The organism is Nocardia bhagyanarayanae (genome assembly GCF_006716565.1).
Classification (GTDB): Bacteria; Actinomycetota; Actinomycetes; order Mycobacteriales; family Mycobacteriaceae; genus Nocardia; species Nocardia bhagyanarayanae.
Map to the genome: position 1 here is coordinate 552,840 of NZ_VFPG01000001.1, position 21,680 is coordinate 574,519.

At 71.1% G+C, this 21,680-nt stretch carries 5 protein-coding genes; all 5 read right to left on the minus strand.

Annotated elements, in window-relative coordinates:
• Positions 1–4 precede the first annotated feature (4 nt).
• Positions 5–1,249 carry an Nramp family divalent metal transporter gene (locus FB390_RS02010; RefSeq protein WP_141807414.1) on the minus strand — a complete coding sequence of 415 codons (1,245 nt, stop codon included), beginning with the start codon at positions 1,247–1,249 and terminating at the stop codon, positions 5–7.
• A gap of 110 nt (positions 1,250–1,359) precedes the next feature.
• Positions 1,360–2,382 (minus strand): alpha/beta hydrolase, encoded by a 1,023-nt coding sequence (locus FB390_RS02015; RefSeq protein WP_141807415.1) that lies wholly within the window; start codon positions 2,380–2,382, stop codon positions 1,360–1,362.
• A 183-nt stretch (positions 2,383–2,565) separates the two neighbouring features.
• Positions 2,566–19,323: an amino acid adenylation domain-containing protein gene (locus tag FB390_RS02020; RefSeq protein WP_141807416.1), complete on the minus strand. Its 16,758-nt coding sequence runs from the start codon at positions 19,321–19,323 to the stop codon at positions 2,566–2,568.
• A 229-nt stretch (positions 19,324–19,552) separates the two neighbouring features.
• Positions 19,553–20,536 (minus strand): helix-turn-helix domain-containing protein, encoded by a 984-nt coding sequence (locus FB390_RS02025; protein ID WP_141807417.1) that lies wholly within the window; start codon positions 20,534–20,536, stop codon positions 19,553–19,555.
• 173 nt (positions 20,537–20,709) lie between these two features.
• Positions 20,710–21,573, minus strand: coding sequence for a M23 family metallopeptidase (locus FB390_RS02030; protein WP_141807418.1), 864 nt, complete (start codon positions 21,571–21,573; stop codon positions 20,710–20,712).
• Between the last annotated feature and the right edge of the window lie 107 nt (positions 21,574–21,680).

Genomic DNA, 21,680 nt, shown 5'->3' on the forward strand with positions numbered 1-21,680 from the left:
CCGCTCACCCGCCCGTCACGGTCAGGTAGATCAGCGCGACGTTGAGCATGCTGATGATCAGCGCGACGAACCAGGCCAGCGCGGTCGTCACGCGATGGTTGACGTCGGCGCCCATCAGCGAGCGGTCACTGGTGAAGCGCACCAAGGGGATCAGCGCGAACGGGATGCCGAAGGACAGCACCACCTGGGAGACGATCAGCGCACGGGTCGGGTCGATGCCCGCGGCCAGGATCGCGACGGCCGGGATCAGAGTGATCGAGCGGCGCAGCAGCAGCGGAATCCGGCGGCGCAGCAGGCCCTGCATGATCATCGCGCCCGCGTACGCGCCGACCGATGTGGAGGCCAGCCCGGAGGCGAGCAGGCCGACCGCGAGCAGCAGCGCCGCGGCCGGTCCGAGCGCGTCGCCCACCGCGGCGTGCGCGCTCTCGATGGAATCGACTTCCTTGCCGCGCGGTGTGTTCGCGGCCATCAGCAGCATGGCCAGGTTCACCGTACCCGCGAGCAGCATGGCGAGGACGACGTCGAGCCGCGTCGCGCGCAGCAGGCGGACCCGGCCGGGGCCGGGCGCCGGGTGACCGTGCCGATCCCTGGCCAGGCCGGAGTGCAGGTACACCGCGTGCGGCATCACGGTCGCGCCGATCATGGCGGCGGCGAGCAGCACGCTCTCGGCGCCATCGAAGCGCGGCGCGAGGCCGCCGATGGCGTCGGATACCGAGGGGGGCGCGATCACGACGGAGGCGAGGAAGCCGACCGCGATGACCGCGAGCATGCCGGTGATCACCCGCTCGAAGGGCCGCTGACCGCGCCGGTCCTGCACCACGAGCAGGCCCATGGACACCGCGCCGGTGATCAACCCGCCGACGACGAGCGGCAGCCCGAACAACAGGTTCAGCGCGATCGCCCCGCCCACCACCTCGGCGAGGTCGGTCGCCATGGCGACGGTCTCGGCCTGCCCCCAGTAGGCGAGGCGCACCGGACGACTCGCGCGCTCGCGCACCGCCTCGGGCAGCGACATCCCGGTGACCAGCCCGAGCTTGGCGGAGAGGAACTGCACCAGCCCGGCCATGACGTTCGCCATGACGATCACCCACACCAGCAGATAGCCGAACTCCGCGCCCGCGCTGATGTTGGAGGCCACATTGCCCGGGTCGACGTAGGCGATGGCGGCGACGAAAGCGGGACCGAGCAGCGCCACCAGCGCGCGCGGCCGCCCTGCGGAACGGGGCGGGTCAGCGACTGTGGCGCTCATGGAACAGAATTTTACGGGTTACCGAACTTTACGTTGGCGCGGACCGTAAAAATGACCGCCCTGGTCACACGCGACGTGTGACCAGGGCGGTCGATGCGAATCGGCTGGTCTCAGAGACCGAGGCCCTTGGCCAGCACCGGCCAGGAGCGCGGGAACTCGTCGTTCCAGTAGCCCCACGAGTGGGTTCCGGTCGGACGGAAGTTGAAGGTCGCCGGAATACCCAGCTCGTTCAGCCTGGTCTGCAGGTTGTGCGTGCAGTAGTTGGTGCCCGCCTCGATGACGCCGCCGATCAGGACCTGGTTGGCCAGACCGTAGGCGCCGGGCAGGGCGTACTCACCGTTCAGAACGTCGTGCTCGCCGGGAATACCGGTGCCGGTGGAGATGTAGAGCTCGAGACCGCGCAGGCCCTCGGCGTTCACGTACGGGTCGTTCTTGACCCAGCCCTCCGAGCCCTGCGGACCCCACATGTTCTCGGTGTCGCCGCCGCCCCAGGTCTCGACGGTGAGCTTCACGAACTCGGAGCCGACCGGGTCACTGGTCTGCGCGCAACCGCTGTACGCGGCGGCCGCCTTGTACAGGCCCGGCTTGGCGATCGGCAGCGCGAGCACGGTGGTGCCCGAGGTGGACAGGCCCGCGATGGCGTTCACGCCGTTGGTGCCGAGCGCGCCGTCGACCAGCGGCGGCAGCTCCTCGGTGAAGAAGGTCGTCCACTTGTTGCGGCCCAGCGTCGGGTCGTCCTTGATCCAGTCGGTGTAGTAGCTCCACTTGCCACCGATCGGCTGGATCACATTGACGTTCTTGTCCTTCAAGAAGTCCAGCGCCTCGGAACGAGCCACCCAGGACGCGTCGTCCTCGCCGCCGCCCGCGCCGTTGAGCAGGTACAGGGTCGGCCGCGGCTCCGAGGCGTCGGCCGGACGCTGCACGTCGATGATGACGTTCTCGTCCATCGCGGCCGAGTACACGTGCAGCCGGATGTTGCGGGAGTCCTTGATCTCCGCCTTGACGATCTTCGAGCCGTCGGCCGAGACCGGATTGGCCAGCAGGGCCTTCGACTCGACGATCGGGTCAGCCGTGGCCGTGGATGCGCCGAGTCCGGACATGAGTCCCGCGAACACCGCAGTAGTCGCGATCATCGCCGCGGCACGCGTGCCACGGCGCCGGGTCTGTCGACGTATCAATTTCGCACCTTCACTTCGTATCGGGATCACGGATGGGCTTCCCCTGGCCGCCGGACGTCCACGCGTTGGCGCCACGCCCGACCATACGGCCTATGTAGTCGTCGGAACAGGGGGCATTGTTACCTACCCGTTGCCCCATCATGCCTGACCAGCCGGATTGGGATCATCTCCGGCCCCGGGGAGTAATGACGAAAGTCTCGGTCCGATCTCGGCGAGCGCGGCCGGCGAGGTCATCTCGTCGTGCGTCGTCCGAATCGGGTGATCGGCGACGACGCCGTCGACGAACGGTTGCCACTTGCTCGCCGAGGTCTCCGGGTCGATGCCGTGCACCAGGTTCGCGCCGAGGATCCGCGCGCTGAAGTACTCCAGCCTGCCCCGGAACACGCCGGGCCGGTGCTCGGCGATCAGCTCCGCCGAACGGACCGCGCTGCGGTAGATGCGGCGCAGCCGTTCCGGCGTCAGCACGGCCAGCTCCGGCGGGATGGTGGCGTGCAGCGCGGCGAGCGAGGCATCGCTCAGATCGTGCACGTCACCGCCGCCGAGCAGGTCCTCGGCGCCGATGCCGATCTCGGCCAGCGCACCGCGCAGCGCGCCGCGGAAGTCGGCGGCGCCGATGTCGTGGTGGCTGTCCAGCATGGCGAGCAGCGCGACCCGCTCCCCCGCCGCCTGCAACCGCACCGCGACCGCGTGCGCCAGGATGCCGCCGAGCGACCAGCCGAGCAGGTGGTACGGGCCCTGCGGCTGGACCGAGCGGATCTCGGCCAGGCAGCGCGCCGCCATCGCGTCGAGCGACTCGGGCAGGTAGTCGTCCTCGGAGAGCGCGGGCGACTGGAGTCCGATGATCGGACGCGACCGATCCACGTACGGCACCAGGCCCGCGTAGCTCCACGAGAGTCCGGCCATCGGATAGAAGCAGAACAGCGGCTCCGCGGAACCGGTGCCGCGGATCGGCAGCAGCGGGCCGAGGGCGGCGGCCGAATCGGCCGCGTAGTCGACGCCGTTCTCCTGCGCGGTGCTGATCCGCGCGGCGAGCGCGGCGACCGTGGAGTCGGTGAAGAACCACTGCACCCGCACCTCGGCGCCCGTCAGGCCGCGCAGCCTGCCGACCGCGCGGGTCGCGACCAGCGAGTTGCCGCCGAGATCGAAGAAGTCGTCGTCGGCGCCCACCGCGTCCACGCCGAGCACCTCGGCGAAGACCGCGGCGACGGCCTGCTCCATCGGTGTCACCGGTGCGCGGTAGTCGCGGGACGCCAGCTGTGGCTCGGGCAGCGCTCTTCGATCCAGCTTGCCGCTCGCGTTCAGCGGCATGGCCGTGAGCGGCACGATCGCCGACGGGACCATGTACGCGGGCAGCGCGGCGCGCGCGTGCGCGAGCAGGTCGTCGGTGTCCACGGCGGAGCCTGGCACCGGAACGACGTAGGCGACCAGCCGGTCGCCGGTGGCGAGCCGGACCAGCGAGACCGCGACGTGGCGCACCTCGTCGTGATCGGCGAGCACGGCCTCGATCTCGCCGAGCTCGACGCGCTGACCGCGCAGCTTGACCTGGAAGTCGCTGCGGCCCAGGTATTCCAGCGCCGCACCGTCGCCGGCCTGACGCCAGCGCACCACGTCACCGGTGCGGTAGAGCCGCTCGCCGTCCTCGTGCGCGACGAAGCGCTCCGCGGTGAGTGCGGGCGCGCCGTGGTAGCCGCGGGCCAATTGCACACCGGCCACGTACAGTTCGCCCGCCGCGCCGAGCGGCACCGGGCGCAGCTGACGGTCGAGCACGTGCACGCGGGTGTTGGCCACCGGCGTACCGATCGGCACGGCGGAACCGCCGTCCGCGTGGCCGGGGTGCGCGGTGACGACCGTCGCCTCGGCGGGGCCGTACCAGTTGACCAGCTCGGCGGCGGGCAGCGCGGCGGCGAAGGCCTCGGCCGTCTCCGCCGAGAGCGCCTCACCGGCCGCGAAGACCCGGCGCAGCGCGGGCAATTCGGCGTGCTCGTCCGCGCCGTCGAGGAACGCGTCCAGCATGGACGGCACGAAATGCACCGTGCTGACGCGATATTCGGCGATGATCCGCGCCAGGTAGGCCGGGTCGCGGTGCCCGTCGGGCTCGGCGATCAGCACCGCGGCGCCGGTCTGCAACGGCCAGAACAACTCCCACGTCGAGATGTCGAAGGTGATCGGCGTCTTGTGCAGCACCACGTCGGAGCCGTCGTGCGGATACGTGCGCTGGGCCCAGCGGAACTGGTTGGCCATCTGCCGATGCGTGATCGCCACGCCCTTCGGGCGACCGGTCGAGCCGGAGGTGTAGATGACGTAGGCGACGTTGTCGGCCCGCACCGGCGCTGCGGCGATCGCGACGGCGCTCGGTGCGTACTCGAGCGCGTCCACCGCGACCACCGGCACACCGGTGGCCGTGCCGAAACCGGTACGCGCCGTGGTCAATACGCACACCGGCGACGCGCCCGCCAGCACGTACTCGCTGCGCTCCACCGGATGATCCGGGTCGACCGGCACGTACGCGCCGCCCGCTCGCAATACGGCGTAGATGGCGACGACCAGGTCGACGCTGCGCCGCATGGCAACGGCCACCAGCGATTCCGGGCCGACGCCGCGCGCCGACAGTTCCCGGGCGAGCCGCCGCGACCTGGCGTCGAGTTCGGCGTAGCTGACCCTGGTGTTGCCGAAGATCAGCGCCGTCGCGTTCGGCGTCTTGGCGACCTGGGCGTCGAACAGCGAGAGCAGCGTCGAATCGTCCAGCAGCTCCGGCACTTCGGTGGCGTTGCGTGCGGTCAGCGCGGCGCGCTCCTGCCCGAGCAGCGCGTCGACCTCGGCGACCCGTGCGCGGGGCTCGGCGACGAACGCGCCGATCAGCGCGGCGAGCCGGTCGGCGAGGGTTCGCGCGGCGGCTTCGTCGAACAGGTCGCGCAGGTACTTGATCTCGACGCGCAGTTGCTCGCCGAGCGCGACGATCACCGACACCGGGTAGTGCGTGCCGTCGGCGACGTGCACGCCGCTGACGCTCATGCCGTCGATCGCGCTGGCGCGGCGCAGTCCCTCCCGGTCCACCGGGTAGGACTCGAACACCACCAGCGAGTCGAACAGGCCGTCCACACCGATGGTGTTCTGGATCTCGCTCAGGCCCAGGTAGTGGTAGTCGAGCAGGGCCGCCTGCTCGTCCTGGAGCGTGCGAAGCAGCTCGGCGAGCGTCTGCGTCGCGCCGAGGCGCACCCGCACCGGAATGGCGTTGAGGAACAGGCCGACCATGGTTTCCACGCCGTCCAGCTCGGCGGGCCTGCCGGAGACGGTCGCGCCGAAGACCACGTCGTCACGGTCGGTGACGCGGCCGATGAGCAGCGCCCACGCGGCCTGCACCACGGTGTTCACCGTGACGCCCGCGCGGGCGGCCGCGCCGGTCAGCGCCGCGGTCTGCTCGGGCGAGAAGACGAAGTCGACTTCGCCGATGCCCGCGGCGATCTCGCGGTTCGCCGCCCCGACCAGCGGGGTCGGCTCGGTGATGCCCGCCAGCGCCGAACGCCACGCCTGCCGCGCCGCGTCTTGATCCTGCGCGACCAGCCATTCGAGGTAGTCCCGGTACGGCCGGATCTTCGGCAGATGACGAGAGCGCACGCCGAGCGCGTAGATGGTCAGCAGCTCGCGCATCAGCAGCGGAACCGACCAGCCGTCGAGCAGGATGTGGTGGCTGGTCACGATCAGGTGGAACCGATCCGTCGCCGTGCGCAGCAGGGTGAAGCGCAGCAGCGGCGCGCTGCGCATGTCGAAGTGCTGCGCCATGTCGGCGGCCTTGATCCGCTCGGCCTCGCTCGCGGCGACGGCCGGATCGAGGTGATCCAGCGCGATCTGGCGCCACGGCACCTGGACCGAATCCGGCACCACCTGCACCGCGCGTCCGTCGCCGGTGTCGGCGAAGGCGACCCGCAGATTCGCGTGCCGATCCAGCATCGCCTGGGCCGCGCCGTGCAAGCGTGTCGCGTTCACCCGGCCGTCCAGATCCAGCACGAACTGCAGCATGTACGCGTCGATGGAGGCGTCGGCGAACTGGGCGTGGAACAGCATGCCCGACTGCAACGGCGTCATCGGCCAGACGTCGCCCAGCTCGGGGTACGCGCCGCCGAACCGGTCCAGATCGGACTGGGTGAGGCGCACCAGCGGGAAGTCGGACGGCGTGTATCCGCCCGCACCGGGGCGCAGGGCGTGCTCGGCGAGACCGCCGAGGGCCCGGACCCAGTGCTCGGCGAAGGTTTTCACGTCCTCACCGCCGAAAACGGCTGCGGCGAAGTCGAACCTGGCGCGCAGGCCCTCGCGGGTGGCCTCCACGACGATGTCGAGCAGCAGGTCCTCGGCCGCGGCGTCGGTGTGCATCTTCGCCGGGCGCACATCCCGGTAGCGCAGCCGAACGAGGCCCGCGGGGGGCAGTTCCGCCGCGCCGGCGAGGTAGCGGAGCAGGCCGTAGCCGACACCGCCCGAAGGCACCGAGCGGCGCAGCTCCTTGATCTGCCCGAGCGCGACGCCCGCGGCCGGACCGCCGACCAGTGCGTCGGCGATATCGACGCCGGACAGCCGCAACGGCAGCGGGTAGTCGGTGGTGAAGCCGCCGACCAGGTCCGAGTGCGCTCGGTCGCGTGCGTCGGCGGTGAGCCGGACCACCGGACCCGCGGCGCGCGCGAGGGCTTCCTTACCCGCCGTGCGCATGGCGATGGCGAGCGCGGTGAGCAGCACCTCGTAGACGGTGGCGTGGTACGCCTGCGCCATCGTCGTCACCGCGGCCGCACCCTCGGAGGTGATGGTGAGCGAGACGCGCGAGCGAACCGAGAGATCGGCTCCCGCAGGCGGTTCCGTTGCCATATCGGCCAACATGCCCTGCCACCAAGGCAATTCGGCGACGATCGCCGGGTCCTCTGCCTTCGCGGCGAGGGCGCGCAGCACCGTGCCGAGACCCGATTCGGTCGCCTCGGGCGCGGCGTGGCGGTGCCGCGACCAGCCCGCGGTGAGCTGATCGATGACGGTGCGCCACGAGTGGTCGTCCACCACGAGCCCGTTGGCGACGACGACCAGCTGCGCGGCCGTGTCCGGACCCATGCGGACGAACCGGATGTTGCGTCCCTGCGTCGGGTCGAGCGCCGCGGCGGCGGCCTGCACCACGTCGTCCAGCGGGACGGCGGCGGCCGCGGTGTCCTCCAGCAGGTAGAACGGCTGGTCGTCCGGCGTCGGCGCGGCGGGCAGGTCGAAGGCGGCGGGGACGCCGTCGGACGCCGGGCGCAGCCGCACCCAGAGCATCGGGTTCTGCTGCAGCACCGCGTCGATCGCGGCGCGCACCATCGGCACCGGGCGGTCCGCGGGCACGTCGAGCACGATCGCGCGCACCTCGACACCGTCCGGTCGCGCGGCGAGCAGGCGGGCGGCCTCCGGCGTCAGCGGCAGCTCGCCGGTCTGCTCCGCCGCGGCCGCGACGGCCGGGGTGGCCACCGCGGCGAGCGCCGCGACAGTGCGCGCCTCGAAGACGTGGCGCGGGGTGAACAGCACGCCCTTGGCCCGCGCCCGCGCCACCACCTGGATGGAGACGACGCTGTCGCCGCCGAGGGCGAAGAAGTCGTCGTCGACGCCGACGCGCTCGATGCCCAGCACCTCGCCGATGACCGACGCGATGACCTCTTCCTCCGCCGTGCGCGGGGCACGGTATTCGCGGGTCGGCAGCACCGGCTCCGGCAGCGCCGACCGGTCCACCTTGCCGACCGAGGTGAGCGGCAGCTCGTCGAGCACCACGACGGCCGCGGGCACCATGTAATCCGGCAGCTGGTGACCCAGCTGCGCGACGAGCGCGTCGGGGTCGAGCCGCGCGCCCTTGACCGGCACCACGTAGGAAACGAGAGTCGTCGCGCGCCCGCCGGTTTCGCGGCCGACGGTGATCGCGAAATCGACGCCGGGCTGCGCGGTGAGCGCGGCGTCGATCTCGCCGAGCTCGATGCGGAAGCCGCGGACCTTCACCTGGAAGTCGGTGCGGCCCCGGTATTCCAGCTCACCGTCGGCGTTCCAGACGACCAGGTCGCCCGTGCGGTACATCCGCGCGCCCGCGTCGCCGGAGACCGCCGCGGCGATCGGGTCGGCTACGAAGCGGTCGGCGGTGAGACCCGGCCGCGCGAAGTAGCCGCGCGCCAATTGCGCTCCGGCCAAGTACAACTCGCCGGGCACGCCCGCCGGGACGGGACGCAGCATGGCGTCGAGCACGTAGACGCGGCTGTTCCACTCCGGCACGCCGATCGGGACGGAACCCGCGTCGGCATCGGTGACCGGGTGGTTGGTGATGGACACCGCCGCCTCGGTCGGGCCGTACAGGTTGAACAGCTCGGTGCCGCCCGCGCGGACCCGCTGGGCCAGCGCGGCGGGCAGCGCCTCGCCGATCGCCAGCACCCGCCGCAGCGATTCGGGCAGCCGCCCTCCGGATTCGGTGAGCAGCGCGTCGAGCATCGACGGAACCACATGCAACGTGGTCACACCCGTCGAACGCATCAACTCGTTCAAGTACGCCGGATCCCGATGACCATCGGCGGTCGCGATCACCAAACGACCACCACTGACCGCCGCGGACCAGAACTCCCACACCGAGAGATCGAACGTCGCCGCCGTCTTCAACAACACCACGTTCTCGCTGTCGAGACCGAACTCCGCCGACTTCCACAGCAACTGGTTCACGATCGCCGCGTGCGGCACCGCAACACCCTTGGGCTGACCCGTCGAACCCGACGTGAAGATCACATACGCCGTATTCGCCGCAACCAGAACACCATTGCGCTCAGCGGCCGCGATCGGCGCGGGCGAGAAGGCCGTCAGGTCCAGCGTCTCCAGCGAGACCGTCTCCGCGGCGGTGCTGGTGAATCCGTCGGCCGCGGTGGTCAGCACGCAGCGCGGGGCGGCGGTATCCAGGATGTAGTCCACGCGCTCGGCAGGCTGGCCCGGATCGATCGGCACATACGCCGCACCGGCCTTGGCCACCGCGTACATCGCGATCACCAGATCCGCCGACCGGCGAATGGCCAACGCCACCCGATCCTCCGGACCGACACCACGACCGATCAAGTACCGCGCCAACCGGTTCACCCGAGCATCCAGCTCGGCATAGGTCAGCTCGAGCAGGCCCGCGCCGGTGTCGGCGACGAGCGCGGGGGCGTGCGGCGAACCGGCCACGGTCGCGTCGAGCAGCGACACCAGGGTCGCCTCGGCGTCCACCGGGTGCGCGGTGTCGTTCCAGGACCGCAGGATGCGCTCGCTCTCCTCGGCGGAGAGCAGATCGATCTCGCCCACCGACACCGCGGCGTCGGCGATCACGGCGTCCAGCACGCGCTCGAACCGCTCCGCGAAGCCACGCACGGTGGCCTCGTCGAACAGGTCGGTGGCGTAGCTGAAGTCGGCGACCAGATCGGCGGGCGTGCCGTCCGCGGCGTAGCGGTCGGTCACCGTCAGCTGGAGATCGGTCTTGGCCAGCCTGGCGTCGAAATCCACCGCGCCGACCGTCAAACCGGGCAGCTCGAAAGTGGTCTCGGCGAGGTTCTGGAACGAAAGGCCGATCTGGAACAGCGGATTGCGCGCCGTCGACCGCGCCGGGTTGAGCACCTCGACCAGGCGCTCGAACGGCACGTCCGCGTTGGCGAACGCCTCTAGATCGCGTTCGCGGACCTCGGTGAGCAGGTCGGCGAACCGCTCGCCGGGGCGCACCTTGGTGCGGAACACGACGGTGTTGACGAACATGCCGATCAGGTCGTCGAGTTCGCGCTCGCCGCGACCGGCGAGCGGGGTGCCGACGGCGATGTCGTCGGTGCCGGAGAGCCGCGCGAGCAGCACCGCCAGCGCCGCGTGCACGACCATGAACAGCGAGGCGTGGTTGGCCCGCGCCAGCTCCTGCAGCGCGGCGTGCCGGTCCGCCCGGATCACGGTGCGCAGCGTGGCGCCGCGGAAGGACTGCACCGGCGGGCGGGGCCGGTCGGCGGGCAGCTCCAGCTGGTCGGGCAGCCCGGCCAGCGCCGTGCGCCAGTAGGAGATCTGCTGGGCGGCAATGGATTCCGGGTCGCTCTCGGAGCCGAGCACCGCATCGTGCCACAGCGCGTAGTCGGCGTATTGCAGGGGCAGCGGCGCGAAGTTCGGCGCCGCGCCCGCCGCGCGGGCCGCGTAGGCCGTCATCACGTCGCGGGCCAGCGGGTTCATCGAGGCGCCGTCGGCCGCGACGTGGTGCACCACGATCGCGAGCACGTGCTCGGTGGGGGCCAACCGGAACAGCGTCACGGCGAACGGCACTTCGGTCGTCACGTCGAAGGTGGTCAACGCGAAATCGACGACCGCGGACTGGAGATCGCCCTCGGTGATGTCGATCGGGACCAGTTCGGCGGGCTGCTCGGACGCGGGATGGACGAGCTGGCGCGGCGCCTCGTCCGAGCCGGGATAGGTGGTGCGCAGCACCTCGTGCCTCGCGACCACGTCGGCGATCGCCTGCCCGAGCGCGTCGACGTCGAGCGTGCCGGTCAACCGGACCGCCAGCGGAATGTTGTCGACGGCCGACGCGGCGGTGTCGAACTGGTTGAGGAACCAGTAGCGCCGCTGCGCGGGCGAGAGCGGAATGCGTTCCGGCCGCGGACCGGCGACCAGTGCGGGTCGAGCGGGTGCGGCTCCGGGGCTCTGCGCCAGCCGCGCGGCCAGACCCGCCACGGTCGAGGCGTTGAACAGTTCGCGCACCTCGAGGCGGCCGCCGAGCGCGCTGCCGAGGCGGGCCATCACCTGGGTCGCGATCAGCGAATTGCCGCCGAGCGCGAAGAAGTCGTCGTCCGCGCCGATCGGCTCCTCGGAACCCAGAGCCTCGCCGAACAATTCGGCGATGAGCTGCTCCAGCGGTCCGCTCGGCGCGCGGAACTCCTTGACCTGCAACTGCGGTGCGGGCAGCGCGCGACGGTCCAGCTTGCCCGCCGGTGTCAGCGGGATCTCGTCGAGGACGGTGATGGCGGTCGGCACCATGTGGCGCGGCAGCGTCTCCTCCGCGAACGCGGTCAGCGTCGCGACGTCCACCAGCGCGCCCGGCGCGGCGTGCACGTAGGAGGCGAGAATCGTGCTCCCGCTGTCGAGTTCGTGCCCGACGGTGACGGCGAAGTCCACGCTGTCGTGCGCCGCGAGCACCGCGTCGATCTCGCCGAGCTCGATGCGGAAGCCGCGGACCTTGACCTGGAAGTCGTTGCGGCCCAGGTACTCCAGATCGCCACGCGGGGTCCAGCGGACGAGGTCGCCGGTGCGGTACATGCGCGAGCCGCCCGCGGCGAACGGATCCGCGACGAAGCGGCTCGCCGTCAGGCCGGACTGGCCGCCGTAACCGCGCGCCAGCTGCGCGCCCGAGACGTACAGCTCGCCCGCGACGCCGGTGGGCACCGGGCGCAGCCGCTCGTCGAGCACGTACGCGGCGATACCGCGGATCGGCGCGCCGATGGTCACCGGCAGGTCCGGCGTCATCGACGACGTCACGTTGGTCATGACCGTCGCCTCGGTCGGACCGTAGGCGTTGAAGAACTGCCGGATGCCGTGGCCGACCGGAATCACCCAGCGCCGCACCAGTTCCGGCGGACAGGCCTCGCCGCCGGTGATCAGGACGCGCAGTTCGTCCAGACCGGCCGGGTCCATGGACGCCAGCGCAGCGGGCGTGACGAACGCGTGCGTCACCCGCTCACGGCGCAACAGCTCCGCGAGACCGGCCCCGCCGTAGACCTCCGGCGCGGCGACGACCATCGTCGCGGCCCCGCCCACCGCGAGCAGCAGCTCGAGCACCGAGGCGTCGAAGGACGGCGACGCGAAGTGCAGCGTCCGCGAACTGGGCGTCACCCGATAGCGTTCGCGCTGTTCGTCGCAGAAGCCGGAGAGACCGGCGTGCGTGACGACGACGCCCTTGGGCGTGCCGGTCGAGCCGGAGGTGTAGATGACGTAGGCCGGATGCTGGGGCCGCAGCGGCCGCACCCGGTCGGCGTCGGCGATCGGCTTGGCCGAGTACACCGCGAGCCCGCTGACGAATTCGATGTCGTCGAGCAGCAGCCATTCGACGAGCCCCGGCAGCGCCCGCTGGGCGTCGGAGACCGTCAGACCGAGCACCGCGCCCGAATCCTTGACCATGTGGCCGATGCGCTCGGCCGGGTAGTTGGTGTCCACCGGCACGAAGGCGGCGCCGGTCTTGGCCACCGCCCAGACCGCGAGCACCGACTCCACCGAACGCGGAATGCCCACGGCCACCACGTCGTCGGGGCCGATGCCGCGGTCGATGAGCAGCCTCGCCAGCAGCGTCGAGCGCAGATCCAGGTCGGCGTAACGGAGTTGGGCGAACCGCTCGGTGGCGTCGGCGACCACGACGGCGATGCCGTCCGGGTTGGTCTGCACCGCGGTGCGCAGCAGCTGCGGCAGGGTGATGTCGCGCGACACCGGAATACGGTTGGGGCGCATCCGGTCCCGCTCGACGGGTTCGAGCAGGTCGATCGAGCCGACGCGCTGGTGCGGGTCGGCGGCGACGGCGCTGGCCACCATGGCGAGGCGGCGCGCGAACGAGCGCACGGTCGCCTCGTCGAAGATGTCGGTGGCGTAGGTGAAGACGGCGGCGAGCTCGGCGGGCGAACCGTCCTCGCGGTGGCGCGGTTCGACGTTCAGCAGCAGGTCGAACTTCGCCGCGATCGACTCCGAATCCAGCACGCCGACGGTCAGGCCGGGCAGCTCCAGGGTCGGCCGCTCCAGGTTCTGGAACGCCAGAACCGCTTGGAACAGCGGGTTGTTCGAGCTGGCGCGGCCGTGTGCGACGGTCTCGACGACGCGCTCGAACGGGATGTCGGCGTTGGCGAACGCCGACAGATCCGTCTCCCGCGCCGCCTGGACCAGTTCGGCGAAGGTGGCGTCGGGATCGACGGTGGTGCGCAGCGTCAGGGTGTTGACGAACATGCCGACCAGGTCGTCGAGCGCGCGGTCGCCGCGGCCGGCGATCGGGGTGCCGATGGCGACGTCCGAGTCGCCGGTGAGGCGGGCGAGCAGCACGGCGAGCACGGCGTGCAGCACCATGAACAGCGACGAGTTCTGCTCGCGCGCGAGGCGGGCGAGCTCCCCGTGCACCTCCGCGGGCAGCCGGAAGCCGACCGAGGCGCCGCGCATCGACGGCACCGGCGGGTGCGGGCGGTCCTGCGGCAGCGCCGCGGCGCCGGTGAGACCGGCGAGCTGTTCCGACCAGTACGCCAATTGCCGTGCGGCGACGGAGTTCTCGTCCTCCACGACGCCGACGACTTCGCGCTGCCACAGCGCGTAGTCGGCGTACTGCACGGTCAGCGGCGCCCAGCCCGGCGCCTCGCCCTCGGTGCGAGCGACGTAGGCGGTCATCAGGTCGCGGGCGAGCGGCGCGAGCGAGGCGCCGTCGGCCGCGATGTGGTGGGTGACGAGGACGAGCAGGTGCTTGTCCGGAACGCCGCCGTTGAGCAACGCGATCCGCACCGGCGGCCGCTCGGTGACGTCGAAGCCGCCCCACATGAGTTCGACGACGCGGCCCATGATGTCGGTCGGCTGCTCCACCACGAGTCCGCCGGGCAACGTGTCGGCGACGGTCGAGATCTCTTGGTGCGGCATGTCGCCTGCGGCGGCGGCCGGGTAGCGGGTGCGCAGCGCCTCGTGCCGCTCCAGCACGTCGAGCACGGCCTGTTGCAGCGCGGCCACGTCGAGCTTGCCCGCGAGCTGGATGGCGAACGGGATGTTGTAGGCGGCCGAATGCGGGTCGATCTGGTTGATCACCCACATGCGCTGCTGGGCGAGCGAGAGCGGCACCAGGTCCGGACGGACGGCGGGCGCCAGCGGCGGCCGGGCGTCGCCGGGCTCGCCCGGTACGACGCGTGCGGCGAGCGCGGCCACCGTCGGGGCCTCGAACAGTTCGCGCACCTCGATGTTCGCGTCCAGTGCCGCGTTCAGCCTGGCGACCACCCTGGTGGCGAGCAGCGAGTTGCCGCCGAGCGCGAAGAAGTCGTCGTCCAAGCCGATCTCGTTCGCGCCGAGCAGCGCCGCGAACACCTCGGCCACGGTCTGCTCGATGGGCGTGCTCGGCGCGCGGAATTCCGAACCGCCGCCGAACACGGGCGCGGGCAGCGCCTTGCGGTCCAGCTTGCCGGAGGGGTTCAGCGGGAAGGCGTCCAGCACGACCAGCGCCGCGGGCACCATGTACCCGGGCAGCACGGCCGCGAGCTCCTTGCGCACGGCCTCGGCTTCGAGCGCCGAACCTGGTTCGGCGACAACGTAACCCACCAGCTGGTCACCGGCGTGCGAGTCCGTGCGCAGCACCACCACCGACTGCGCGACACCGGGCTGCGCCAGCAGCGCCGCCTCGATCTCGCCCAGCTCGATGCGCAGACCGCGCAGCTTCACCTGGAAGTCGGTGCGGCCCAGGTACTCCAGCTCACCGTTGATGGTCCATCTCACCAAGTCGCCGGTGCGGTACATCCGGGACGCGGGCGGCCCGTACGGATTCGCCACGAAGCGGTCGGCGGTCAGGTCGCTGCGGTTCAGGTAGCCCAGCGCCAGCTGATCGCCCGCGAGATACAGCTCACCCGCGACACCCGGGGCGACCGGGTTCAGGCGCGAATCCAGAACGTACAGCTGGGTGTTCCACACCGGACGGCCGATCGGCACCGAGGTCTCGTCGGCGTCGGTCACCTCGTGGTAGGTCACGTCGACCGCGGCCTCGGTCGGGCCGTACAGGTTGTGCAGGCGCGCGCCGGTCAGCTCACGCAGACGCTGCGCGGTCGGCGCGGGCAGCGCCTCACCGGAGGCGAACACCTGACGCAGCGGCGGCACCGGTGCGCCGTCGGCCAGCGTCGAGACGAACACCGACAGCATCGAGGGCACGAAATGCGCGGTGGTGACGTGCTGTTCGAGCATCACCGTGGCCAGGTACAGCGGGTCGCGATGACCGTTCGGCTTCGCGACGACCAGTCGCGCGCCGACCTGCAAGGGCCAGAAGAACTCCCACACCGACACGTCGAACGTCGCCGGAGTCTTCTGCAACACCACGTCGTCCGCGCCGAGCGGGTACTCGTGCTGCATCCACAGCAGGCGGTTCACGATCGCGGCGTGCGTGACGGCCACGCCCTTCGGGCGGCCGGTGGAACCCGAGGTGAAGATGACGTACGCGGTGTCGCCGGGCCGAATCGGGCGCGCCCGTTCGAAATCCGAGATCGGCGCGGATTCGTAGCCGTCGAGTTCGAAAGCGTCCACCGCGAGCACGGGTGCGGCGGAGGTGTCGAAACCGTCCCGCTGGGTGGTGAGGACCACGGCGGGACGGGCGGTCTCCAGGACGTAGTCCACGCGGTCGGCGGGCTGGTCCGGGTCGAGCGGAACGTAGCCCGCGCCCGCCTCCAGCACCGCGTACATCGCGACGACCAGCTCGGTCGAGCGCCGGATCGCCAGCGCCACAAGCGAACCGGGGCCGACGCCCGCGGCGAGCAGCAGCCGGGCCATGCGGTGCACCCGCGCGCCGAACTCCGCATAGGTCAAGCGCTCGTCCTCGAACACCAGCGCGGTCGCGTACGACGTCGCGGCGCGCTGGCGCTCGAACAGCGAGACGAGGGTGGCGGCGGGGACCGGGCGCGCGGTGTCGTTCCAGCCGGTGAGCACCGCGGCGCGCTCCTCGGGCGCGAGCAGGTCGATGTCGCCGATCACGGCGGCGGGATCGCCCGCGAACGCGGCGAGCACCAGCGCGAAGCGGTCGGCGAACCCGCGCACCGTCGCGGGGTCGAAAAGATCTGTGGCATAGGTGATCTCGGCCGAGATCCCGGCGGGCGCGCCACTGGAATCGACCCGCTCGGCCATCGCCAGTTGCAGGTCGAACTTGGCAAGCGGCACCGTCATGTCCACGCCGGAGACGGTCAGGCCGGGCAGTTCCAGTTCGGTGCGTGCCAGATTCTGGAAGGTCAGCATCACCTGGAACAGGGGGTGCCGCGCCGCCGAGCGCACCGGGTCGAGCAGCTCGACGAGCCGCTCGAACGGCAGGTCGGCGTGCCCGAAGGCGGCCAAGTCGCCGTGCCGAACCGTGGCGAGCAGCTGATCGACCGTCGCGGCCGGGTCGACATCGTTGCGCAGCACGAGCGTGTTGACGAACATGCCGATCACATCGTCGAGCGCGGCGTCACCGCGGCCGGCGACCGGCGTGCCGATGGCGATGTCCCTGGTGCCCGACAGCCGGGCCAGCAGCACCGCCAACGCGCTGTGCACGACCATGAACAGCGTCGCGTGGTGGCGCTGGGCCACCTCGCCCAGCGCGGCGTGCAGGTCGGCGTCGATCTCGAAGCGCAGCACGTCGCCGCGATAGGAGGCGACCGACGGGCGCGGACGGTCCGCGGGCAGCTCCAATTGTTCTGGCAGCCCGGCCAATTCCGCGCGCCAGAACGCGACCTGCTCGGCGAGCACCGATTCCGGGTCGTCTTCCGCGCCGAGCACCTCGCGCTGCCACAGCGTGAAGTCGGCGTACTGCACCGCGAGCGGCGCGAGCTGGGGCGCGCGCCCGGCGACGCGGTCCGCGTAGGCGGTCATCAGGTCGCGGGTCAGCGGACCCATCGAGAAACCGTCGCCCGCGATGTGGTGCACCACGCAGACCAGCACGTGCTCGGTCTCGCTCACCTCGAGCAGGCGCAGCCGGATCGGCGCCGCCGCGGTCACGTCGAAGCCCTCGGTCACGGCCGCCGCGACGAGGTCGAACACCTCGGCCTCGGTGGCGGGTTCGGCGACCAGCTCGGGCAGCGCGCGCGGGTCGTCGGCGGGCAGCACGAGCTGGTATCCGGCGCCGTCGAATTCGGGGTAGACGGTGCGCAGCACCTCGTGCCGCTCCACCAGGTCACGCACGGCCGCGCCGAGCGCGGTCACGTCGAGCGCGCCCGAAAGCCGCACGGCCACCGGGATGTTGTTGACGCCGCTGGCCGGATCGAAGCGGTTCAGGAACCACATGCGCTGCTGGGCGTACGACAGCGGGATCCGCTCCGGACGCGGCTGCGGCTCCAGCGCCCGCCCGAGCGCCGACCCGGCGTGCTGCTCCAGCAGCGCGGCCAGCCCGGCCACCGTGGAGGCGTCGAAGAGCAGCTGCATCGGCACCCGCGTGCCGAGGGCCGTGCCGATCCGCGCGATGGCCTGTACGGCGAGCAGCGAGTTGCCGCCCAGCTCGAAGAAGTCGTCGTCCGCGCCGACGCGGGCGTCCGGGTCGTCCGTCAGCAGCAGGGCCGCGAACACCTCGGCGACGATCTCCTCGGTCCGCGTCGCGGGCGCGCGGTACTCCTTGACCGCGAAGACTGGCTCCGGCAGCGCGTTCCGATCCAGCTTGCCCACCGGCGTGAGCGGGATCTCGTCGAGCACCATGATCACCGCGGGCACCATGTAGCCGGGCAGCGATCGGCCGACGAACTCGGCGAGCTCGTCCGTGTCCACGGTCGCGCCGGGCCGCGCCAGCACGTACGACACCAGCGCGGTCGCGCCCGAGGGCAGCGACCGGCCGAGCGTGGCGGCGAAGTCGACATCCGGGTGGGCGGTCAGCGCGTTGTCGATCTCGCCGAGCTCGATGCGCAGGCCGCGGATCTTCACCTGGAAGTCCGAGCGGCCCAGGTACTCGATGGTGCCGTCGATCTCGCTGCGGCGCACCAGGTCACCGGTGCGGTACAGCCGCGAACCCGCCGGATCGGACTCCCCGCCGAACGGGCTGGCCACGAAGCGTTCCGCGGTGAGGCCGGGACGGTTCAGGTAGCCCTGCGCCAGCGCGGGACCGGACAGGTACAGCTCGCCGACGACACCGGCGGGCACCAAACGCATTCCGCTGTCCAGCACGAAAGCGCCCATCCCCGAGATGGCCGAGCCGATGGTGATCGGCTCGTCGGGGTGCATCGGCGCGGTGCTGGTGGCGACGATGGTGGCCTCGGTCGGGCCGTAGGCGTTGAAGACCTCGCGCGTCCCGTCGGCCCAGCGGGCGACCAGTTCCGGACCGACCTTCTCGCCGCCGACTATCACGACGCGCAGGTCGTCGAGTCCGGTGGGGTCGACCGACTGCAGCGCACCGGGCGTCATCAGCATGTGCGTGACGCCTTCGCGGCGCAGCAGATCCGTGAGCTCGTCGCCGCCGTACACCTTCGGCGGCGCGATCACCAGGGTCGCGCCCGCCGCGAAGGTCAGCAGCATCTCGAACACGGACGCGTCGAAGTTCGGCGAGGCGACGTGCAGCATCCGCGAGTCGCCGTCGAACCCGAAGTGGTCGCGTTCGGCGGCGACCAGACCGGCGAGACCGGAGTGGGTGACGACGACGCCCTTCGGCTTGCCGGTCGATCCGGAGGTATAGATGATGTAGGCCGGGTGGCGCTCGTCCAGTGCGCGAACCCGATCGGCGTAGGTGATGGGCCGCTCTTCCCTGTTCAGGATGCGCTCGGCCACCACAGGGTCGTCCAGCTCGATCCAGTAGACACCGGTCCCGAGCGCCCGGCGATGCGCCGAGGTGGTCAGGCCCAGCGCGGCGCCGGAGTCGGAGACGATGTGCGCGATGCGGTCCGGCGGGAAGCTCGGATCCACCGGGACGTAGGCCGCGCCGGTCTTGGCGATGGCCCATACCGAGAGCACCGACGCGACGGACCGCGCGATACCGATGGCCACCACGTCGCCGGGGCCGATGCCCCGCTCGATCAGTTCCCTGGCCAGCCGAGACGAGTCCTCGTCCAGCTGGCGGTAGGTCAACTCGACGGCGGTCTCGGGGTCGTTGGCGGGGTCGAAACGCACCGCCACCTCATCGGCCGCGGACTCCACCGCGGCAGTGAGCAACTGCCCGAACAGTGGACTACCTGGCCTGCGGCGACGACTACCACGTGTAGAGCGACGGGCAGTTTCCATTCGAGCGTATTCACCTCTCGCGTCGAGCTATCACCGCACGACCGAAAGCAGATCAGTCCCCGCCCATCCTGAACTGCCGTGGGTCGGCGCGGTCCGAGCAATCACATCAGTGTAGGCGGGCAGCCGCAACAGGCCGACCGGTCTGATCTACTCGGTTATGAGACCAATCGCTGACGCTTGTGTCGCGTTACATTCCTGGTCGAGGCTACCTTCACGCCCTTGTAACGGCTCACAGCCACCCGCGTCGGGTGGCTTGTACACCGGCCTGGAATCGGGTACTCGCGCCAAGTCGCTCCAGGAGGCGGGCGGTGCGGCGGACCACCGTGCGGCGGGACATGCCGAGCCTGCGGGCGATCGTGTCGTCGGTGGCGCCGAGGCCCATGAGGGTGAGGATCGCTTTGTCGCGGTCGTCGAGTTCGTCGGCGCTCGGGTTCACCGAGATCGGCGCGGCCAGCGACCACAGCACGTCGAAGGTGCGCACCAGCAGGCGCAGCGCGGGAGATCCGGTGAAGCGCAGACCCATCGGGTCGGGACGGCGTTCGTCGGCGTGCAGGACCAGACTGGCCCGCTCGTCGTCGACGATGATCATTTTGAACGGCGGTTCCGGCAGCGTGCGCGCCTGGGCGCCGCTGGCGTTGGTGGACAGCGCGTGCCGTAGTCGTTCCGCGTCCTGGTAGATCGTGTCCTGGTAGAGGGTCTGATAGCGGATGCCCTCGCCGATCCTGGCTCGCTTCAACAGGTATTGCTGGTTCTCGCGCTCGATGTCGCTGAGGTAGGGGCCGCGTTCGATGATCTTGACCGACGTGCGCGCCGAGGTCTGCATCTCCTCGAAATCGGCCAGCATCTCCAGGCGTTCGAAGACCGGAACCACGGATCCGTTGCCGCGCGGCGAACGTCGCACCGAGCGGAACGTCTCGCTGAGACGTGCTGCGGCGGCGTGCATCTGGTTGATCTCGTGCTGGCGGCGCCGGGCTTCGGCCTCGGACAACGATTCCGGGGCGTGCGCGTCCCAGACCGGTTCGCCCTCGGCATCCTCGAGCCGGACGGCGGCCTGCAGTGCGCACAGGATTTCCAGGTTGGCGGCGGCCTCTTCCGGCGTCACGTCGAGGTAGCGCGCGATATCGGCGAGGCCGGATCGGGGGTGGTGCACCAGCACGGCGTAGGTGCGCCCGTGCGGTGATCCCGGCTCGAAGATATCGCCCAGATCGGTCACAAGGCGAGCCTAACCTGCGCTGCCGGACGATAGTCCGTCCTCAGTCCGCGCATGGCCGCAGCGAGGGCGGCGGCGAAGGTACGCCCAACCGGCGCTGCCGACAGCGGGGTCAGCCCGCGGATGGCGGCAGCGGAGACAGAGCTACGCCCGAGTCGCACTGGTGGACAGTGGAATCAGTGGGCGGACGGGCCCCAGTGCATCGGGACGCCCTTGGAAGCCAGGTACGGCAGCGGGTCGATCTTTGCGCCGCTCTGGTCCCAGATCTCCAGGTGCAAGTGCGGGCCGGTGGACTGGCCGCGGTTGCCGACGGAGGCGATGACGTCGCCGGCGCGGACCCGCTGACCCTCGGTCACGTACATGTCGTTGACGTGGCCGTAGACGGCGGTGGTGCCGTCGTCCTGCAGCACCCGCACCCACAGGCCGAAGCCGGAGGCGGGGCCCGCCTCGATGACGGTGCCGTTGCTGACCGAGTGGATCGGCGCGCCGAGCTGGTCGGCGAAGTCGACGCCGTAGTGGAACTGGCCCCAGCGGGTGCCGTAGCCGGAGCTGATCGCGCCGGCGACCGGGCGCACCGCGGGCGCGGGGGCGACCTGCTGGTGCACGCCCTTGAGGATGTCCTCGACCTGGGCGAGCGGGCCCGCGATCTCGGGCGGCAGGTTGCCGAAGCCGAACGGGGCTGCGACGGGCGCGGCCACCGGGGTCGCCTCCGGCGCGGGGGCGGCGGGCTCGGCAACGGGGGCTGCGACCTGCTTGGCCGCCGCGACGTTCTGGATGTCGGCGGTGCCCTTGAAGGTGATCTCGTCCGCAGCCTGGTCGGCGTCACGCGAAGGCGCCAGCGGCGAGGCGTTGGCGATCGCCGGGGCGATCTGGGCGACACCGCCGATCAGGGCGCCGGCGGCGACGGCCGCGCCAGCGGCCGCGCGGACTCGCTCGACCTGCGACGACTCGGCGCGGTGCCGCGTCGGCCGACCCGTCACGTCGTCGCCGATGAGGCTCTTGACGGTAATGGAACTGGGGCCTACCCGGTGCTGCGACAATGCTTCGTCCTAGCGTCCGACGACATTTCCGAACGAAGGCCGCCGCGTTGCGAACGAGATACCGGTGAAGTCTCGAGGCCGCGTTGCCGAGGGCTCAGATTTCCCGG

Excerpts from the sequence above, each read along its gene's own strand:
- FB390_RS02010 (WP_141807414.1), bottom strand. The coding sequence starts at position 1,249 with ATGAGCGCCACAGTCGCTGACCCGCCCCGTTCCGCAGGGCGGCCGCGC.
- FB390_RS02015 (WP_141807415.1), bottom strand. The coding sequence starts at position 2,382 with ATGATCGCGACTACTGCGGTGTTCGCGGGACTCATGTCCGGACTCGGC.
- FB390_RS02020 (WP_141807416.1), bottom strand. The coding sequence starts at position 19,323 with ATGGAAACTGCCCGTCGCTCTACACGTGGTAGTCGTCGCCGCAGGCCA.